This window comes from Paenibacillus sp. YAE3 (assembly GCF_057546105.1).
In genome coordinates this window covers 40,376-58,404 of record NZ_BAAIYF010000009.1, presented here as the reverse complement: position 1 = coordinate 58,404, position 18,029 = coordinate 40,376, and the positions used below count along the sequence as shown (strand labels likewise).

Annotated in this window: 21 protein-coding genes; 1 reads left to right on the top strand and 20 read right to left on the bottom strand. The window is 53.3% G+C overall.

Going from position 1 to position 18,029, the window contains the following annotated elements; genetic code table 11:
- The first annotated feature begins 73 nt into the window (after positions 1-73).
- Positions 74-1,045 (top strand): D-2-hydroxyacid dehydrogenase, encoded by a 972-nt coding sequence (locus tag AC27KL_RS18065; protein WP_487170552.1) that lies wholly within the window; start codon positions 74-76, stop codon positions 1,043-1,045.
- Between the two features lie 144 nt (positions 1,046-1,189).
- Here the strand turns inward: AC27KL_RS18065 and AC27KL_RS18060 are convergent, their stop codons facing one another.
- The 20 genes from AC27KL_RS18060 to AC27KL_RS17965 form a co-directional block, all read right to left on the bottom strand.
- On the bottom strand, positions 1,190-1,615 hold the full coding sequence (locus tag AC27KL_RS18060) for a DoxX family protein (protein WP_487170551.1): 426 nt from the start codon (positions 1,613-1,615) through the stop codon (positions 1,190-1,192).
- A 63-nt stretch (positions 1,616-1,678) separates the two neighbouring features.
- Complete coding sequence (locus tag AC27KL_RS18055) at positions 1,679-2,158, bottom strand: GyrI-like domain-containing protein (protein WP_487170550.1); 480 nt, start codon at positions 2,156-2,158, stop codon at positions 1,679-1,681.
- 242 nt (positions 2,159-2,400) lie between these two features.
- A complete protein-coding gene (locus tag AC27KL_RS18050) occupies positions 2,401-3,435 on the bottom strand; it encodes a THUMP domain-containing class I SAM-dependent methyltransferase (RefSeq protein ID WP_487170549.1) in 1,035 nt (344 codons plus the stop codon).
- 83 nt (positions 3,436-3,518) lie between these two features.
- Complete coding sequence (locus tag AC27KL_RS18045; RefSeq protein ID WP_487170548.1) at positions 3,519-4,472, bottom strand: MsnO8 family LLM class oxidoreductase; 954 nt, start codon at positions 4,470-4,472, stop codon at positions 3,519-3,521.
- A 59-nt stretch (positions 4,473-4,531) separates the two neighbouring features.
- Positions 4,532-5,941, bottom strand: a complete 1,410-nt coding sequence (locus AC27KL_RS18040; RefSeq protein ID WP_212950199.1) for a deoxyguanosinetriphosphate triphosphohydrolase family protein — start codon at positions 5,939-5,941, stop codon at positions 4,532-4,534.
- A gap of 251 nt (positions 5,942-6,192) precedes the next feature.
- Entirely contained in the window at positions 6,193-7,374 is a 1,182-nt protein-coding gene (locus AC27KL_RS18035; RefSeq protein ID WP_487170547.1) for an anti-sigma factor, read from the bottom strand.
- The gene (locus tag AC27KL_RS18030; protein ID WP_339322296.1) at positions 7,358-7,879 is read right to left on the bottom strand and encodes a sigma-70 family RNA polymerase sigma factor; all 522 of its coding nucleotides are present in this window, start codon (positions 7,877-7,879) and stop codon (positions 7,358-7,360) included. Before AC27KL_RS18030 ends, AC27KL_RS18035 begins: the two co-directional genes overlap by 17 nt.
- A 508-nt stretch (positions 7,880-8,387) precedes the next feature.
- Complete coding sequence (gene glpK / locus AC27KL_RS18025; RefSeq protein WP_487170546.1) at positions 8,388-9,878, bottom strand: glycerol kinase GlpK; 1,491 nt, start codon at positions 9,876-9,878, stop codon at positions 8,388-8,390.
- A 497-nt stretch (positions 9,879-10,375) separates the two neighbouring features.
- Entirely contained in the window at positions 10,376-10,654 is a 279-nt protein-coding gene (locus AC27KL_RS18020) for a holin (RefSeq protein WP_339322299.1), read from the bottom strand.
- A gap of 15 nt (positions 10,655-10,669) precedes the next feature.
- On the bottom strand, positions 10,670-11,581 hold the full coding sequence (locus AC27KL_RS18015; RefSeq protein WP_487170545.1) for a peptidoglycan recognition protein family protein: 912 nt from the start codon (positions 11,579-11,581) through the stop codon (positions 10,670-10,672).
- Positions 11,582-11,584: 3 nt separating this feature from the next.
- Positions 11,585-11,887 carry a hypothetical protein gene (locus AC27KL_RS18010; protein WP_487170544.1) on the bottom strand — a complete coding sequence of 101 codons (303 nt, stop codon included), beginning with the start codon at positions 11,885-11,887 and terminating at the stop codon, positions 11,585-11,587.
- Between the two features lie 79 nt (positions 11,888-11,966).
- The gene (locus tag AC27KL_RS18005) at positions 11,967-12,107 is read right to left on the bottom strand and encodes a CD1375 family protein (RefSeq protein ID WP_487170543.1); all 141 of its coding nucleotides are present in this window, start codon (positions 12,105-12,107) and stop codon (positions 11,967-11,969) included.
- Positions 12,108-12,127: 20 nt separating this feature from the next.
- On the bottom strand, positions 12,128-12,511 hold the full coding sequence (locus AC27KL_RS18000; protein ID WP_487170542.1) for a hypothetical protein: 384 nt from the start codon (positions 12,509-12,511) through the stop codon (positions 12,128-12,130).
- Between the two features lie 13 nt (positions 12,512-12,524).
- Complete coding sequence (locus AC27KL_RS17995; RefSeq protein ID WP_487170541.1) at positions 12,525-13,859, bottom strand: pyocin knob domain-containing protein; 1,335 nt, start codon at positions 13,857-13,859, stop codon at positions 12,525-12,527.
- A gap of 1 nt (position 13,860) precedes the next feature.
- The gene (locus AC27KL_RS17990) at positions 13,861-14,427 is read right to left on the bottom strand and encodes a YmfQ family protein (RefSeq protein WP_487170540.1); all 567 of its coding nucleotides are present in this window, start codon (positions 14,425-14,427) and stop codon (positions 13,861-13,863) included.
- Entirely contained in the window at positions 14,420-15,538 is a 1,119-nt protein-coding gene (locus AC27KL_RS17985; RefSeq protein ID WP_487170539.1) for a baseplate J/gp47 family protein, read from the bottom strand. The genes AC27KL_RS17990 and AC27KL_RS17985 overlap by 8 nt, the downstream gene beginning before the upstream one ends.
- Positions 15,538-15,993: a DUF2634 domain-containing protein gene (locus tag AC27KL_RS17980; RefSeq protein ID WP_487170538.1), complete on the bottom strand. Its 456-nt coding sequence runs from the start codon at positions 15,991-15,993 to the stop codon at positions 15,538-15,540. Before AC27KL_RS17980 ends, AC27KL_RS17985 begins: the two co-directional genes overlap by 1 nt.
- Positions 15,986-16,381: a hypothetical protein gene (locus AC27KL_RS17975; RefSeq protein WP_487170537.1), complete on the bottom strand. Its 396-nt coding sequence runs from the start codon at positions 16,379-16,381 to the stop codon at positions 15,986-15,988. Before AC27KL_RS17975 ends, AC27KL_RS17980 begins: the two co-directional genes overlap by 8 nt.
- The gene (locus AC27KL_RS17970) at positions 16,374-17,351 is read right to left on the bottom strand and encodes an XkdQ/YqbQ family protein (RefSeq protein WP_487170536.1); all 978 of its coding nucleotides are present in this window, start codon (positions 17,349-17,351) and stop codon (positions 16,374-16,376) included. Before AC27KL_RS17970 ends, AC27KL_RS17975 begins: the two co-directional genes overlap by 8 nt.
- On the bottom strand, positions 17,348-17,998 hold the full coding sequence (locus tag AC27KL_RS17965) for a LysM peptidoglycan-binding domain-containing protein (RefSeq protein WP_487170535.1): 651 nt from the start codon (positions 17,996-17,998) through the stop codon (positions 17,348-17,350). Before AC27KL_RS17965 ends, AC27KL_RS17970 begins: the two co-directional genes overlap by 4 nt.
- Positions 17,999-18,029: the final 31 nt, after the last annotated feature.

Here is an 18,029-nt window from a genome sequence, read left to right as displayed (position 1 = left end):
ACTCCCTGCCGGAATCTGGTATCCTAAAAACAATTCTGCTTAGGCAAATAACGATCGACGGAGGAGCCGAACCATGAAATCTATCGTATGTCTTCATTCCTTAACGCCGGATCAAGTCGGGCAAATCAAGCAGGCCGCCCCAGGCTACGATTTGATCGTAAAAAATAAAAAGGAACTCAGCGCGGAACAGGTCCAAAACGCGGAGGTCATTCTCGGCTGGTCAAAAACGATCGTCGAAGACGCCCTGCTCGCAACCAGCAAGCTGAAATGGGTGCAGACCTGGTCGGCGGGCGTGGATACGCTGCCTTTGGAACGCCTGCGGGACAAAGGGGTGCTGCTCACGAGCGCCAGCGGCGTGCACGCGATCCCGATCTCGGAAAGCATCATCGGCATGATGCTTTCGTTCTCGCGCCAGCTGCATATGGCGGTTCGCCATCAACTGAAAAAAGAGTGGAAATCCGACCTCTCCGTTCCCGGTCTCGCCACGTTGGGCGAAATCAGCGGCAAAACGCTGGTCATCGTCGGCGTGGGCGAAATCGGCCGCGAAACGGCCCGGCTTGCGAAAGCGTTCGGCATGCGGGTAATCGGCGTCAGACGGTCGGACAAGCCGGAACCGCATGTGGACCGGATGTATACGATGGACGGCCTGCATGAGGCGCTGGGACAAGGCGATTACATCGTGAACATCCTGCCGTTGACGGCCGAAACGCGCCACATCTTTAATGCAGCGGCTTGGAACGCAACCAAGGAGGGCGCTTATTTCTTCAATGTCGGCCGCGGACCTACGGTGGATACGGATGCGCTTATGGATGCCCTCAAAAGCGGCCGGCTGAGCGGCGCGGGCCTCGACGTATTCGAAGCGGAGCCGCTTCCGGCGGACCATCCGCTCTGGAACATGGAGCAGGTCATCATCACTCCGCATGTCGCGGGCAGCAACGACCGTTATACCGAACGCGTCATCGACATTTTTACGGAGAACCTCAAAGCCTACGCCCAAGGCCAAAAACCGCCTCGCAATCTGGTGGATTACGGGCGGATGTATTAAAATTTCGGGCATATTTGAGAAAACGATAGGCTTTAACGAAAAATATCCCTTAACCGGGCACCGGAGCGCCATGCAGGCCTCCGATCCCCTGTAAGGGGTATTTTTTCATTCGGCGCAAACGGGCGCCTTTTCCTCTCCATCTCCTTAAGACAAGCGTCTATTCGATGGCCGCAGAGCCCACGAGAGCATATTTAGTGCAGCATAGGAAAGCGGGAGGATCAGATTAAACCCGTAATCTCCATAATCGTTAGCAAATGCATGGGAACATGCCGCGCCCGTCATTAAAAAGAAGATCCCGGCGTGAACCCATTCTTTAAGCCGAGGCAAGCCCGGCACGACGAGAGCGACGGCCCCCAGCACCTTCCAAATCCCGAGAATGGTCAATACGTATAATGGATACCCCAGATTTTTCACCAAATCGATGTTTCCTCCAAATTGCATCAGCTGTCCGATCCCGCTTAGCGCAATCGCAATGACGAGCAATGATGTAACTGACCAATAAGCCACCCTTTTTCCAAGGGGCTGGGGATAGACTTTCATACTTGTTTCCACACCGACCATCTTACTCATTTTGACTCCTCCTCATCATTATAAAATCTTTTTTTGTTTCAAAAAGACGAGCCGCGAACGTCTCTATTTCCTAACGACAGGAATCCACATTTCTCCATATACCAAACCGTTTCGCTCACCCATCTCCACCGTCACGTTTGGCCCGCCGACATAGGCAAAATCGGTGGCTTCCGGCAAAACTTGACCAAAGGCAATGCCGGAAAGGATGTTGCCCAGCTCATCGGCCGTTTTCCCTTCCCCTTTGACCACGAGGTATTCCCCTTTAGGAAACTCAATCACGCGGGTTGCTTCGGGTACCGAGGCCTCCGTCATGACGCCGGCGTAGTACATCATCTTGTTGTTTACCGCTTCGTTGACGGCAAAAATGCAGTCGTTTGCGGCTACGGATTTTAAAGCGTCCAGTCTTCCGTCTTGCATCACGGCTTTCCGAAAGTCGGCCTTCTCCTGGTTTATGCCGGCATAGTCCGTATAATCGCTTCGAAGCTCCGTCCCAATGCCCAAAACGTTAAAGCTTTCTTTTTCCTCAAGGGTGTAATTTTTCATCTTCGATTCCTTCCTTCGCTTTAAATTTTCAATGATTCGTCTTTTCTCTTGATGGGTTTATCATAACTTCTAATCATGCCAAAAAATGATACTGTTTAAAGGCCCGCAAAAAAATAAAGAGGAGGACCAACGCGGTCCCCCCTTTAAAGTACGACCCGGAACTTTCAATGCCCCGGTATTGGCCGGGGAGCCTCGGCGCAGGCCCCCCATCCCCATATATTATAATTTCGATTTCCCGCATGTTACTGGAGCGCTTCGCAAAGCCACACCTGCCGCACGAAGCTTCCCTTCCTCACTTGGCATTCATCGGCGATCCGATATCCCGCTTCTTCCACCCGGACCCGCACATCCTCTTCCGTCGTGACGATCACCGCGCGGGGCGCCAGGCGGCGCAGGCTTGTCAGCATCCTCCGCTGCTCTTCTTCCGGAAGCACCGAGCACAGATTGTAGGGCATGTCCAACACCGCCGCATCGTAATGGCCTTCCAGGTCGTTCATATCCCCAAGCGTCACCAGCGTTTCGGGAAATCCGTAATGCTTGAGGTTCGTTCTGGCGCCGCGGATCGCAAGCGGATTGATGTCCCTTCCCCGGATATCCAGCCCCATGGATAATGCCTCGATCAGGACGTTTCCCATGCCGCAGCAGGGATCAAGCAGGCGCAAGCCTTCCGTCTCCGGAGCCGCGATGTTCACTAGCGCCCGGGCCACGGCCGCGGAAAGGCCGGTGGAATAATTCTGCGGCTTATGAATATGCGCGTGCCAAGCCCGCTTTGAGGCATGCCATACGCCAAGCACCCAAGTCCCGTTCACAGCCGTCAGCCCCAGCGTCACATCGGGATGCTTCATGTCCGCCTTGCCCTGAATCCGGCTGCCGACCAGCCGTTCGAAGCTTCTTTGTTCTGCATAATCAAACGGATCCCCGGCTTTGATGTACGTGACCTTAAACGTTTCTCCGCTTTCTACCCAACGCCTTGAGCCCGCGAGCTCGGCGATTTTTTCCGCAGAGTCCCCGCAAGCGGCGATATCCAGACGCAGGTTTAGAAACGGGCTGCGATCCGGGTCGATCCTCCGGCGGCTGAGCAAAAGCGCCCCCGTCTTCCATTCTGTGCTACCGCCGAACAGCGCCCGCAGCTCCATCGCGCAAAGCTCGGCTTCCGTTTCATGGCTGGCGTACGCGTATAGATAAAGCGAGCGGCCGGCGGCCAGCGCTTGTTGGATCCGTTCACCGATCCGTTCATCGATTGGTTCATCCATTCGCCCAGCGATTTGTTCATGCATCGGCCGATGCATCCGACCACTTGCCTGTTCCTGTTTTTTATTCATCCATGTAACCCGTACCTTTCCCTGCATCTTTCGGCTTCTTACCCTTTCCAGCCGCCGGCGGCCAAAAGCCTGTAAGATTCCAGGCGGTGCCGGTAATCCTGGATGGGGCAAAAGATCAAAAACTCCCGGCATCCGGTCGATTCCGCCACCCGGACAAGCCGTTCCCGCACCTGCTCGGGCGTACCCGATATCAATCGCCTTTGCGGATCGGAGTGCTCCTCCGGCTCCTCCTGCTCCGCGGCCCGCTCGGGTCCCGGCAGCTTTGCGTCCTCCAGCAGCTTCCGGGCTTTCGCCTCCGTCCGGGCGCAGATGACCCCGATCGACAGCATCGCACGGGGTTTGTCCAGCAATGCCGACGGCTTGAACTGTTCGCGGTACGTTTGCAGCACTTCGGCCCCGTCCCGCTCGCTCATAAACTGCCCGAAAACATACCCGGTCCCGTATTCGGCGGCAAAACCGGCGCTTTTGCTGTTCGTTCCAAGCATCCACACATCGGGCTGCACCGTCGGCAGCGGCCGCGCCTGGACCAGCCTGTCCTCATACATATAACGGTCTTCCAGCAGCTTGATCAATGCGCGCAGCTTTTTGGGCATATCCGCCACGTTTTGCAGGAAATTGCCGCTAAGCGCCATCGAAGCGTGGGCCGACCCGCCGGGCGCCCGCCCGATGCCGAGGTCGATCCGTCCCGGATACAGCGCCGCCAGAAGGCGGAAGCTTTCCGCGACCTTCAGCGGGCTGTAATGGGGCAGCAGCAGCGCGCCCGTGCCAAGGCGAATGCGTTTCGTTTTCGCCCCGATGTGAGCCAGCAGCACTTCCGGCGACGCGCAGGCCAAATCCTTCAGATCATGGTGTTCGGCCGCCCAGTAACGTTCATAACCCCATTTTTCCGCGGATACGGCCAGCGCCGCCGCCTCTTGCAGGGCTTGTTCGTAAGAAGCGTCCCCGATTTTCGGAACCAAGTCCAGCACTCCCAAGCTTAACCCCGTAACCATCTGCGAAACTCTCCCCTCATGCCGCTGTTTCTCGTCTCTTCTCAAGTGAACCCGGCCGCTTAATCCAAATCGTAAATGGACCCGACCTTCAGTCCGTACAGTTCATTATAAATCTTTTCCGCAAAGGCGTCCGTCATGCCCGCAATATAATCGATCACCATATGCTCCCAAGTCCAGATCGGGTTCGGGCTGGCCTGATCCCTTTCGAACCGCTGCAGCCAGTCGGAAGGAATGATGGATTTCGATGCCACCGGATCAAGGAAAGCGTCCCACAGCCGTTTGATCATCCATTCGCTCCGTTTTTGCAGGCGCTGCACGCGCAGGTCGCGGATCATCGTCACCCACGCAAAGCTTTTCAGCACGCTGACGGTCCGAAGCATATCGAAATCTTCTTCCTGTCCTTTGATGAAGGTGACCTTTTTCCAATCCCCGTCCGGGATGACGCCCAGGCTGCCGACAAAATGGCTCACCCAAAAGGCTTTGACCTCGCGCCGCGCCCGCGAAAAATCATGCTCGCAATACGGCAGCTTCTCCTTCCACACGTGAAGAAAAGCGGCCATGACCTCTTCCACCTTCAGCCGGATGCGGTCCGCGTCCCAGCCCTGCCAGAAAGCGTCCTCGAGCGTCATGATTTTTTCGATGATCAGCCGGATAATGTACGGGTCATATAGAAAATGCTCATGCACTTCGATTTTTCCCGCCTTGATGCCGTCCTCCAGATCATGGGCCGAATAGGCAATGTCGTCGCACAGGTCCATCAGCTGGGATTCCAGCGTTCTTTTTCCTGCCGGAATGCCCCATTCGTTGCGAATCTCCGAAATATAGCTCCATTCATGCTTGTACAAGCCCTTTTTATTGACCGTGCCGGGAAACGGATATTTGTTGATGCCAAGCAGCACGGCGTCGGAGAGATTCAGGCCGTCCACGTTTTCGCGTTTTTCCAGAAACATGATCAGCCGGAAATTATGCGAATTCCCTTCAAAATGCTCGTATTTATGCCGCATCCGCGTCCGCACGTCCTGGATTTGCTCGGAATTCATGTAGAGCCCTTCCACGGCTTCTTTCGTTTTATCCTTGATCAGTTGCTCCAAAATGCCGTCCAGCACTTCTTCGCCCTTATGGCCGAAAGGCGGATGCCCGAAATCATGCGCGATCGCCGCGCATTCCACCACCTCCGGATCGATCACGAGCCCGGGGTTGCCGGCCTGTTCCTCGGTTACTTCCGGGTAAGCCCGCACGAGACTTTTGGCCGCTTCCCGCGCGATTTGCGCCACCTCCAGCGAATGCGTCAGGCGCGTCCGGTAATAATCGCCCGTGCCGGCACCGAAGACCTGCGATTTCCCTTGCAGGCGGCGGAACGTCGGCGAATGGATCAGCCGCGAATAATCCCGTTCATACGTCGCCCGGGATGCGTCCGCTTTGGTTTGTTCAGGGTACTGACGATGTTCCCTTTGATCCTTGATATTCATATACAGCACTCCCTACTCCGTTTTTTTATTTTTTCATTATAAGGCATTTCGGCCTGTGCCGTTCTTTGATTTTTTCATGAGCGCGTGGTGCCTCTGTCAACCATTGTTGCCAGTCCGCCGGCCCATTAGGAGGTTGGGAGTGCATGTCTCGAAAAAAAAGGATCCTTTCGGTAGGGCTGCATGCAAAAATAAACCGCCCCTCTCGGCCGTTGCCTGAAAAGACGGTTTATGAGTAAATCATTCGGCGCGGCCTATTCGCGCCAGTTCCACAGCGCAACCTCCCCGATGCGGATCGCGGATACTTCCGGATCTTCCTTCAGTTTTAAAATTTCTTTGGTCGGTCCGGTAATGACGGCACCGTAGATTTTGACCCCGTTATTTTCGATGTAGTCCAGCGTTGCTTTGAAATCGACGGAGGGAACCAGACTCCCGGCAGCCCGTTTATGTTGGTACAGGACGCGCAGCGTCTGGATGAAATTCGCTTCCCGCAAAGCGCCGGAGCCGTACGGATCGATCGGAGGGTACGAGGTGGAAGATGAGCTCATGGTGACAAACGGTCCGACTTTTTGTTTTGGGCCTTCGGTCACTTGGCCGTCCCCCGGGTGCCATACCGGCATCGCCGGAAAACCGATCGGGCTGATGACGAGCCCGTCAAAGCGTTTGATGTCTGAGTCCCCATTGTCAACGGCAAACCAAAGCGGGTCGTAATGTTTGCCCTCGAACCTTTTCAAAAACTCGTCGGTCGAATAGAGCTTTTTATAAGAAACATAGGCCTCCGCCACCGTTCCTTCAGGCAGCTTCTCCAGCCGTGTCCATTCCGGCCCGCTGTCGCCCCCCTGATAACCCGGGAAAAGAAACGATCCCTTATAGGCCACGCTGCTGTCCGACCAGGAAAAATCATAAAGCCGGAGCCATTGAAAGGAATACGTCGCCGAAAAATCGCCGACCTCCCGTTGTTCGTCCCCGATACGTTTGGACATTTTGCCGCTAATCTTCATATTAAAATAGGTTCCGGCGTTGCTGTTGGGTTGAATCGTCACATTCGGATAACCGACCGCAAACGCCGATTTCACGACGTCGCGGTTGATTTCGCTAAAACTCGTATCTCCCGCCTGATAAAAAATGGACGTGCCGATCGAACACAGGATGCTAAAGCCGATAAAAAAGCCGATCAACGTAAACGCCGTCCCGATCCGCGCCTTCCATTTTCCTTTTCTCAGCAGCCTGGCTTCACGTTTATGCCTTTTCTTTTCGGCGTCCGATAGGGGACGAGGGTTCGCATTTGCCGCGTGTTCTTCAAGGTCCATCATTTCATCCAGATAGGATTGATAGACCTCCATCTTTTCGAGTTCACGCTCCAGCTCTTCCCGCTCCTCCCCGGACAGTTTTCCGTCCTTGTAATCCCGGAGCTTTTGCTTAAAATCGTCGCTCATCCCGCTCCTCCTTTTCCCGAATCTTCCTCAGCTGCTGCCGCGCCCGAAACAGCACGACCTTAAAATGGGACAACGTGATGCCCATGATCTCCGCGCCCTCCTGGTACGAAAATTGATGCAGATCCACCAGAACCACCGCTTGCTTCTGCATCTCCGGCAGCCCCCCAATCCATGCCAACAGCCGGTCATGCCCCTCTTTGCGCAAAAGCACCGATTCCGGCCCATTCCCGTCGTCGTCCGGCAAGCGATGAAACCACTCGTCCGCAGACGCGATGCTCCGGCTCTCTTTGCGCTTCAGATCGATCAACGCATGGTAGGCGACGCGGAAAAGCCAAGGTTTGACCTGCTCATCCCTATAATTTTCGAGGTGCAAATAAGCGCGGTAAAACGTCTCCTGCACCAAGTCTTCCGCTGTCGCATCGTCCCCGCAAAGGGAACGCAAATATCGGTAAACGTCCGGCATATAAGTTCGATATACGCTTTCGAGCGTGCTGCGTTTGGCCATTTCATCCCCTCAATCTAAACACGTTTCAAACAGGGGAATAGTTACATAATTTCGGAAAAATGTTCATGTTTCGGAAAGAAGGGATGATAAATCCCCAGCAAATCGGGGTTTATTTCCGCACAAAAACGGCCCACCACTTGGATCGGAAAGGCAGCGGGCCGCGTCGTGGGCAAATATTTATTCAGTCTATGGAAGTTTTACGGCATGAACTTTAGGGTTTCAAGCGGATTCCCGCGCACGCCCCTCCGAATAATGCCGATTCCGGCCGGACGGCCCAAAGCTGCGCTGAGAAAGCAAGCATATCACGCCCATGGCGAGAACCAGGATCCGCATATAAAGGAATACCTTCCCTACGCCCAGTTTGCGGATCAGCGTTCACCCAAGCAAAGGCGAAACAACCATGATCAGGCTGGCAGACATGTTGGGCCATATGCGTCCCTCCTTTCTGCTGATTCGCAGGATGCTGAAAACAAAAGAGACCCGCCGGTTGCGGGGCTCTTCTCTCCTTCTATTTGAATGCCATGGCGGCGTGGATCGCTTTTTTCCACCCGGCATACAGCTTATCGCGCTCCTCTTCCCCCATCGCAGGCTCGAATTGGCGCTCCTTGGCCCACATGGCGGATATTTCCTCCTGGCTTTTCCAATAGCCGACCGCAAGTCCGGCCAAATAAGCCGCGCCCAGCGCCGTCGTTTCGTTGATCACCGGCCGTTCCACCGGCACGCCAAGCAGGTCGCTTTGGAATTGCATCAGGAAGTTGTTCTGCACGGCCCCGCCGTCTACGCGGAGCGTCCGCAGCTCGATGCCCGAATCGCCCTCCATCGCCGAGATGACGTCCCGCGTCTGGTAAGCGAGCGACTCCAGTACCGCCCGGATAAAATGCTCTTTGGAGGTGCCGCGGGTCAAGCCAAACACCGCTCCGCGCACATCGCTGTCCCAATACGGCGTACCGAGGCCTACGAATGCAGGCACGACATAAACGCCTTCCGTGCTTGCGACCCGGTTTGCGTAATTTTCGCTTTCTTTGGAATCCTTCAGCATCCGCAGTCCGTCCCGGAGCCACTGCACCGCCGATCCCGCCACGAAAATGCTGCCTTCCAGCGCGTATTCCACGCGGCCGTTAATGCCCCAGGCGATGGTGGTCAACAACCCGTGCCCGGAGCGAACAGCGGTTTCGCCGGTATGTTTGAGCATGAAGCAGCCGGTGCCGTACGTGTTTTTCGCCATCCCTTCGTCAAAACAAGCCTGCCCGAACAACGCCGCTTGCTGGTCTCCGGCCGCCCCGGCAATCGGAACCTCCTGCCCGAAAAAGTGGTGCTTCACCGTGTGCCCGTAAATTTCGGAGGATGGGCGCACTTCCGGCAGCATCGAAGCAGGCACGCCCAGGATTTCCAGCAGCTCGTCGTCCCATCGGAGTTCGTGGATGTTGTACATCAGCGTGCGGGAAGCGTTGGAATAGTCGGTGACATGCCGTTTGCCCCCGGTAAACTTCCAGATCAGCCAGGAATCGATGGTGCCGAACAGGAGCTTGCCCTGCTCGGCTCTTTCGCGGGCGCCTTCCACATGGTCGAGAATCCACTTGACCTTCGTTCCCGAAAAATACGGATCGATGAGCAGCCCGGTTTTTTCGCGGATCTTGTCGTCGTATCCTTTCGCTTTCAGTTCCTCGCATATGCCGCCCGTCTGCCGCGACTGCCACACGATCGCATGGTACACCGGCTCTTCCGTTTCCTTATCCCACACGACGGTCGTTTCCCGCTGGTTGGTGATGCCGATGCCTTCGATCTGCTCCGGCTTCACGCCCGATTCCGACAGCACCGACGCGATGACCGACAAAATCGACCCCCAAATTTCGTTGGCGTTATGCTCCACCCAGCCGGGCTGGGGAAAATGCTGAGTTATCTCCTTTTGCGCGATATGAACGATTTCGCCCGCTTTATTAAACAAAATCGCCCGCGAGCTTGTCGTCCCCTGATCCAATGACAATATGTAGGTTTCCATCGTTCTCCCCCGTTTCGTAGGCATGTTGGATGTTTAGTAAGCGCTTTATCAATAAGATGAAGTGAAGTGATCTAAGTATGGACTTATGTGGGTATGGCTGCTGCAATTGGCTTCCTACTTCTTATGCTATTCGAAAACGGGGAGGTTTTGAAGGGGGATTTTTAAAAGAGGAGGCGGAAAGGACGAACAGAGGAGAATTCGCGAGATTATACAGAGTCAAATCGTATGTATTCATTTGTACAAACTTGAATTTTAGACCGTTCTCCCTGCATTGCTAGCCTTTCGTTTGAGTTGTAGCAATAATCTCGTTTTTTTTTAGCAATTTCTATTTTTAATTCTAATCCGGACTTTGAGGATCAAAGAATACAATTTCGGCAACGTTCCGCATTTTGCTTATCCGGTTAAAAAACCAAACTTAGTTAAAAGCCGCCGATCCATAAGGTCAGCGGCTTTTTATGCCGACACTCTTAAAAGCGTGCTATGACAAATAGAGCAGTTCATTCCTTCGTGCCACCACTTCGGCGGTTAAATGCCAATTCAAACAAGCCTGTAGCGGACAGCCCGGCAATTCCTCCTGCCCAGATCCTGAGCACCAGTCCTAACTCCGTAAAAGGATAGGCTGCCGCACCGATGATGAAGCCGATAATCAGGCCAACGACCGGTACGATATTCTTCGGCACGTTTACCGCGCTTTTAACAAGTTGGACTAGCGACAGAACAAACACCGCCAAAACGGAGGCAAATGCTAGCACATGATCCAATACTTCATTTTCCATGTCGATTCTCCTCTCTTATTCTTCCGGAATACCCGCGGCGCGCCGCAAATTATTCGCCAAGTTATGGTAATGATTCATAGCCGTCCGGTCTCCAGCAGCTTTAGCCTGAAACCATGCCGGCGAAAGCCAACGGAAAATAATCTCCTGCGCGTTGCTTTTCGGCAATCGGGTAAGCGGTTGGGCTGCCTTTCCCGCTTCCAGTGCTATCCCTGCAGCCAAACGAAGATTATTGGCCAAGTTATGGAAATGGGTTTTCCCTGCTTCATCCCCGAAGTTATGAGAGGAAAACCACGCTGGTTGTATATAGTAGCGGATCAGCGATTGAGCGATAGCAGCGGGTAAAGGTTCAAAATCAGGTGCAGCGATCGGAGCCGCCAACTCAGCACCCACGTCCAGGATTAAATCCTTGAAGGTTTTATTGCCTGCAAACAAGGCTTGTTCGCAATCGCTCTTACGGGCTGGATCAAGCTGTTTGTGGCTCACGATATAAGTGGAGGGATTTTTGCCCCACTTGTCACAGCAATACGCCAAATACCATACGAACCGTTTGTAAGCCTCCACGAAGCTGATCTTGCCGCCATAACAAAGCTCAATGCCCAAAGCAGCATCGTTGGCGTCGTAGCCGAAACGTTCGTTGTCTGTCGTGACGTTATAAATCACATGCCAGGCTTTTTCCGCCGGATCAGGTCCGGTCCCGGTCGGAATGATCTCCAAAATCTTTGTGTCGTCGATAAAAACCTGCGCGGAAGCAGAACGGTCCTTAAGGTTATTGAAATACGTGTAATGGTTATCTGCCGTAGCCCCCGGATTTCCGGTGTCATGGGCAACAAAAAAGGCCGGGGTTCCGGTTGTTAATCGGAGTCCAGGCCTTGTGTTATGGCGAACGCCGATATATCGACGCTCGATCTTGTATTTGGCTTTATCCAAAATTCAAACTCTCCCTTTTGCTTTTTCAAAATGGTCTACTCGTTTTTGCATCGATTTCTGGGATTCTTCCAGGCGCGTAACACGTTCGGCCAGCTCGTCGAACCGCTTTCCTTGGGCCCGTTGTTCATGCTTGATGTCCTCAATGCCGCGCTTAATGTACTCGATGTCGGCGCGAGCCATGGCATCCGATCGGGCTTCTTCTTTTGTATCCTGCCTGACTGCGCGGGTCCTTCCCGACCAGCCGATAATAATACCGCTGATTACCCCGCACACCGATAAGAGAGCAGTGATCGCTGCGAAGTCCATCATCGATTCCTCCTTTCGTGAAGGTGAATTGCCCCCGGGAGCTCCGAGGGCAAAATAAAAACGCCTATGTGGCGTTGGGTTATACTGGTGTTCCGTTTATGGCTTCCGAAACGACCTCTTTAAGGTTGTAAAGCTGCGGCACTTGCTCGATCTTATAAGTCCCTGCCATAACCAAGCTTACCCAAATCTTTACAAGCCCGTTGTCCTTGGTAAATTGCATGATCATTCACTTCCTTTCAGTTACGCCGAAGGCGTTGCGGCTAGAAGCATTGTCAGCTCGGCGACGGCTTGTTTTAATTCCTCAACTTGGTCCGTAAGAGGTCTTTGGTGTATCGGCTGCTCAGGGGCCGGATCGCTGGGGTCAGGATAGCTAAAAAGAATCTGCCCGGTCTCCGGGTCAAATCTCCAACTCTTTGCCTGCTTAAAATCCTCAGCATATTGTCCGGGCTCGAAGGTAGTCATTTCAATTGCTTCAGGATCGTAGCCTTTCAGTTCGATGTAGACCTCGAAGTCCTCTTCTTTTGTCGATTCGACACCTTGAGCCATCTCCTGTCGCTGCGCAACGATATTACCAGTTTTCTTGACCCAGAAAAACCGGCGCCCAAGTGGTTCAATCTTATTCACGGTCACGCCTCCTTTACACTCCAAACACTAAAATTTTTAATACCTCACTGAGTGTGGTCCCATTTATACTTGTTAAACTGTAGTTAACAAAGTTTGATCCAAACACAAGGCCATTATTATCCGTAAAATACGGCGCACTGGCCGCCCTTGGCGCTCCGGTAGATCCGCCATAAGCGTCTTGATCTTGGTAGGGACTTTTATAAAGTGTACCGTCAAGATTGTACCCCAGCATATAGGAGTCAGCTTCCACGCCGTAGGAGTCTCTATTGCCTCGATGATGTACGTTAATTAAAATGATCTTAGGCACAAACGGCAAGTTTGCAATAGTCCCGGTTAAAGCACCTCCATTTGGGTTGTCGAACCTCGCAACCTTAATTCCCGTACTGATCTGCCCGATCTTGGCCGCCAGTGTTGGAAATGAATCACTTCCTGATGCTGGAACTCCCTTGCCGCTAATGGCGGAAGCGATACTGGTTTTCCCATTAGCGACAGATTGAAAAAGGTCGTCAGACCAAGGTCCCCATGAACCATTGTACATAATTCTCGTTCTATAAGATCCGGATTGAACAAACAGATCTCTGGCAATTTGTACAACCCATGAATCTGATGACATCGCTTGCACTTCGATATACCACCACGCTCCAGGTGCTGTTGTCGGAGCGTTTGCTATGTTCTCTCCTACATAAAAACCTGTAGAAGTTAAGTTATTTGCGTTGCCATTGTTGACATTGATGCAATGTCCGTTTTCTTCGGTCAATTTTCGTTTTTGCCAAGGGGCTCCGTTATCAATAATCTGCATCCACGGTCCCCAGGCATTATTTGAAACCGTTCCTGTACGGTGATACATCCCTCCGGTCGTTCCGCCCGAAGCGTATTCATGAGTGACGCCGCCGCTGTCATCATTCCAGCCCTTAAAGCCGTGAATAACAACGAATTGTTCTGCGGGAAGTCCGACGGTTGCCCCTGATTTAAAAGAGTACGCGATGCTTTTACTGTAGTCGCTCGGCTTTGTTGGGACGTTCCGCGTATCCGGAATCGCTTTTGGTATGGCAGCATCCGCTATAGCCTGCGCAGCCGCAGCCGCCGAAACGCCCGCACTCCCTCGATCATAAGCCGCCTTTACCGCCTTCGGTGTCGCAGCCATACTCTCAGACGTACTATTTGTAGCACTAGATAGTTGCGTAATCCCCTTTTCCGTCAAAGAAGCATCAGGAACTTTAATATTCCCCACAGCTTCATCGATCTTATCCCAGTTATCATTCAGCATCGTTTGAATATTAAACGTCTCATTCCCATCAGCTACCGGATCTTTTTTTAACAAACCAAGATTAGGCGTATTACTCGCCATTTCAAGCACCTCCTGCAAATTTGGATAATGGCGTTTGTTCCATTTGATCTAGGGTCATAACGCCTTCAATGTCCCGGATGAGCAAATAACTGAATTCGTATTTTACAGTCAGATGCGCGGGCTTCACTTCTTCGACTACGGATTTGAGATCCTCCAGATTCGGGGGAATCCCGATCGTATCAACGAATTTGATCGTAAAACCCCATTCGGCAGGTTGAAAAGAAACATCCACTTTTCCGCCGTCATAGGCCTCCGCAACGTTTTTGACCAGACGCCCTGAGAACTTGCCTGCTCCGCGCAGCTTTGATTCTACTAAGGAACGCCGCTGTTCGATCGGTTTAGTACGATCCGTTTCGATTCCAAGCTCATACTCCCATCGATCCAGTCCCCATGTGGCCGTCCGGACAAAAAACTGATCAAGCGTTTGGTTCAGGGCCGTGTATAAGGCATCCATCTCCGTCCCCTTTGCATTCAAGTCAGCCTGCATGACTCGGGAAGACTCGTAATAGGCAGGCAAATAAGAAAAGAGCTCGGCGCCTCTCGGACTAGCGATCGTAAAATCAGCCATTCAGCGTCACCGTCCCCAATACGGCCACCTGACCGGGGTTGATCTGAATATTGGTGTCCGACTGGTCATTGACGGTAAGATTCGAGTAGTCGATAATCGGAGGAATATCCAGCAGCACCGCAGCGATCCGGGTGTAACGAACGAGCGGATCTGCAAAAGCAAGCTGCCTAAGATACGCAGTAACCCCCTTCTCTACCTGTTCCTTTACTTGTTCGATCGTTGCGTCGGCCGCCAGCGTGAGCTGAACCGAGATATGAATAGGCACCTCCTCGGCCGCCATGACGGTGACGATCGGCCCGGCTGGCGCTTGCCCTTCTCCTTGACCGTCCATCGTCGGATCGATATAGTCTTGAGCGGCTTGTACAATCGCCGGACTTGCGGCGCGTTTATCCATATCCAGCAAATAAATACCGACCGTGCCCGGTCCTTTCCACAAGGGCTTGACCTGAACCCCGCCTACGCCGGCGACCTCATTCGCCCATTGAATGTATTGGGCTTTGTTGCCGCTTGTCCCCTGGTTGCGAACCCGGGTATAAAAGCGCTCCAGCAAGGATTCATCGGACTCCACATCCGCGCCGCCTTTGATCGCTTCCGGATTTGTCACCGACACTACGCCGGTAACCGGTGCCGAGATGATTTCGATGACGCCCGCGGGCACGTTGCCGGCTTTGCCGGGCACAACCGCTGTCACTTGAGCGATCCCTTCGCCATTACCGTCCAGCGTTACTTCCGCAGTCGTTTTGTATTCAATGCTCGGTTCCCCGGAAATTTCGTCAGCCGGCGTTGCGACCACGATTCCGGAAGGGATCTGCTTTCCGGGCGTCCCCTTAAACTTAACCGTTCCGGTAGCGGCCACCGCTTGACGGCGCGTCACCCCATGCTCCTCCGCCCGCATATCCAAATATTCTCCGAATGTAGTCCGGGCAAAGCCCCGCTCCAGCACCTGCTGCGCCCATATCGCCGCTTCGGACAGCATAAACGCCACGGGCGCCTGCGCGTCCCAAATAAAAGAGCCCTCGGATTTATCGATATCCGCGGGCACCCGGCTCAGCATGCGCTGCATGATTTCGTCTTCGGTTTGATCTTGCAAATAAAGCGGCAAATCCGCCATTATCCCACACTCCCTTCCAATACGGCTTCTTCATCGCGGATATTCGTAATCCGGCAGGTGAAACGACAGCTTTCCCCTTCCCACTCGAAAACAAACTGGTCCACGTTTTGCGTTCGAGCATCCGCTAGCAGCGTTTCGGACACCATACGCCGGATTTCGCTTTCCTGAATCGCCCGGTTGCCGCTGCCGATCAGTTCCTCCAGCTCGCTGCCATAATCACGGGAATAGATGAGATGGCGGTAACGCGGCGTTCGGATCGCTTTTTCGCACCAAAGCACCCAAGCCTCTTTTTCATCGGCCACGGCCATTTTACGGGTCGGCGACATGACAAATTCGCCTGCGTCAAAATCGAACTTCCAGCTGCGGCCGAACACGGCCCCGCTTCCTTCATACGTCTCCGGCTCTGTCGCATCCTCCCAGACCATGTCCTCCGTCTCCGGAAACAAATTAGCCATGCCCGCTCACCACCTTGCATACGACCACCACATCATTCCCACCATTCACCCGAACCGCCAGCACACGATCCCCAGGCTTTAAGGCCAAGCTAAGACGAGCATCTTCAATTTCGGTTTCATCCGAAGAAGTTTCCTCCTGCTTAGGGTCCCCTGCCGACCGTACGTCCAACATGGGTGTCCCTGCCATGACAGAACCCGGAACAGCCAATACACCCGGCAGCTCCGCGACCATAAAGTCCTGAAACTCGTGTTTAAAATCATCCAGCTTCAAACCGGTTCCGGTAATCGTACCAAGAACGGCTCCCACGCCGCCAAGCGCCTGCCTCGTATGTTTGCCGACAGAAGAATAAAGCGCTGACGCCAGCTGTCCGTAAGGATCTTTATTCAAGATAAAACCTCCTTTTCACGTCATCGTAAGTGCCCAGCTCAAGCGACATGCTTCCCGGATTCCCCAGTTCCCTGCTGACTGAAATGACGATGAGCCTCATGCTGCCCAGCAAAACTGCGTCCCCGGCACGTATCGTGTTGATGTCGGGCGCGTTGACGGAAATCGTCTGCGAGATTCCACGCAGTTTGCTTTTGGCCAACTCTTTCGCCGCTGCTTGCGATTTGACTTCATCGTCCTGGATAATCGCCTGGAGCTGGCCATATTTGTCGATGTCCTTCTTGGCGATCGCCATCACTTTGGACGGAACCTCTTGCCCGGATTCGCTGGCTGTCGTTGCAAGTACCTTCACCTGGGTAGCCGCTCCCTCCAACGTCCGGGATTGGGTCGTATCCGTAACATGTTCAAGAATGTATACCTCCGGGTTGGTCCCGAGCTCATACAGCTCAAGCCCGGATGAAATCATCCGCGGATGATACAGCTTTCCGCCGGCTTTGGCCGTCTCCCTGAGGTCGGCGAACATGCTGGCATAGATAGACTGCGTCCGGTAGACGGAACGTCCGAGCTCTTTTTTGGTATCCGGCAGCTTTGCGATTTTTAAATTCCAATCGGAAGCATATTTTTTGAAACGTTGGGATGCTGTCTGTTTCGCCGGAAACAAGTATTCATCCTCGGACTTGTCCAAATAGATCGTGCGGTCATAAATGGTCAGCGTCATCCGTTTAATTCCGTTGTTCGAGGTCTCCACTTCCCAAACAACGCCGGGATTCAACAGCGGCACGTAATTCGTTTTGCCGTAAGGAACGCCGCTGATCCGAATGGACATGCCCGGCGAGATCGGCGGCATATCCGGCGAGACGACCAGATTCACCGTAGCTTGATAGGCGACCTGCTCTAGCGAATCCCGCAGATTGATAGCCTCCACCAGCGGAGTCAAATCATATTTGTTCTGCAAAATCACCTTGTAGCTCATGGCAGCACCAGCTTCTGTCCGGGTTTGATCGCATTCGGGTTACTGCCGATGATCTTTTTGTTCAGCTGATAGATTTTATTCCAGGCCGAACTGTTTCCAAGCTCCAGTTTTGCGATTTTGGATAGGGAATCTCCCGGTTTGACGACGTAAGTTTTGCTTTTTTCTTTCAGGTCGACGCGCGGCTTTTTGTTGGCAGTAGCTGTCTTTCCCTGGCTGCCGCCGGCGATTTTGGCCACCTTCAGTTCCCTCCAGGTCCGGAGCGTAATTTCAAAATATACGTCCCCCGGCTCACCCCCGCGAAAAGTGGAATTATGCGAAGCCACAAATACCGGCACATTCACGGCTGTTTCTGAAATAATAAAACGCAATGGCGTCTTTAACGCCAAAAATTCATTCAGCTTATTCATCGCCGTCTGCGGTTCAGGCAGATCGTCCTTACTTCCTCGGCAAAAGGATCCATCGAATGTTTTAGGAAAAAAAGAGGCGAAGGAAATTTCCTTCACCTTATCTCCCTGCGGAAAATCAAATTCCCCGGATGACAAAATATTCACCGTATCCAGACCCTTTTGCCTTGAGATCGTAACCTCTTCCGGATTGACCGGAAATAGAAAGTCTTTCCCTTTGCCGTCCCTCAGCAAAAATTCCATTGCTTCCGCCTTCCTCCTTTCAGCAAAAAAT

Coding starts and splice junctions, on each gene's coding strand:
- AC27KL_RS18065 (WP_487170552.1), top strand. CDS start 74: ATGAAATCTATCGTATGTCTTCATTCCTTAACGCCGGATCAAGTCGGG.
- AC27KL_RS18010 (WP_487170544.1), bottom strand. CDS start 11,887: ATGGACTTCGCAGCGATCACTGCTCTCTTATCGGTGTGCGGGGTAATC.
- AC27KL_RS17970 (WP_487170536.1), bottom strand. CDS start 17,351: ATGAGCTACAAGGTGATTTTGCAGAACAAATATGATTTGACTCCGCTG.
- AC27KL_RS18020 (WP_339322299.1), bottom strand. CDS start 10,654: ATGGAAAATGAAGTATTGGATCATGTGCTAGCATTTGCCTCCGTTTTG.
- AC27KL_RS17965 (WP_487170535.1), bottom strand. CDS start 17,998: ATGGAATTTTTGCTGAGGGACGGCAAAGGGAAAGACTTTCTATTTCCG.
- AC27KL_RS17990 (WP_487170540.1), bottom strand. CDS start 14,427: ATGGCTGATTTTACGATCGCTAGTCCGAGAGGCGCCGAGCTCTTTTCT.
- AC27KL_RS18050 (WP_487170549.1), bottom strand. CDS start 3,435: ATGCATGAACAAATCGCTGGGCGAATGGATGAACCAATCGATGAACGG.
- AC27KL_RS18045 (WP_487170548.1), bottom strand. CDS start 4,472: ATGGTTACGGGGTTAAGCTTGGGAGTGCTGGACTTGGTTCCGAAAATC.
- AC27KL_RS17995 (WP_487170541.1), bottom strand. CDS start 13,859: ATGGCGAGTAATACGCCTAATCTTGGTTTGTTAAAAAAAGATCCGGTA.
- AC27KL_RS18035 (WP_487170547.1), bottom strand. CDS start 7,374: ATGAGCGACGATTTTAAGCAAAAGCTCCGGGATTACAAGGACGGAAAA.
- AC27KL_RS17985 (WP_487170539.1), bottom strand. CDS start 15,538: ATGGCGGATTTGCCGCTTTATTTGCAAGATCAAACCGAAGACGAAATC.
- AC27KL_RS18040 (WP_212950199.1), bottom strand. CDS start 5,941: ATGAATATCAAGGATCAAAGGGAACATCGTCAGTACCCTGAACAAACC.
- AC27KL_RS17980 (WP_487170538.1), bottom strand. CDS start 15,993: ATGGCTAATTTGTTTCCGGAGACGGAGGACATGGTCTGGGAGGATGCG.
- AC27KL_RS18005 (WP_487170543.1), bottom strand. CDS start 12,107: ATGCAATTTACCAAGGACAACGGGCTTGTAAAGATTTGGGTAAGCTTG.
- AC27KL_RS18060 (WP_487170551.1), bottom strand. CDS start 1,615: ATGAGTAAGATGGTCGGTGTGGAAACAAGTATGAAAGTCTATCCCCAG.
- glpK (WP_487170546.1), bottom strand. CDS start 9,878: ATGGAAACCTACATATTGTCATTGGATCAGGGGACGACAAGCTCGCGG.
- AC27KL_RS18055 (WP_487170550.1), bottom strand. CDS start 2,158: ATGAAAAATTACACCCTTGAGGAAAAAGAAAGCTTTAACGTTTTGGGC.
- AC27KL_RS18030 (WP_339322296.1), bottom strand. CDS start 7,879: ATGGCCAAACGCAGCACGCTCGAAAGCGTATATCGAACTTATATGCCG.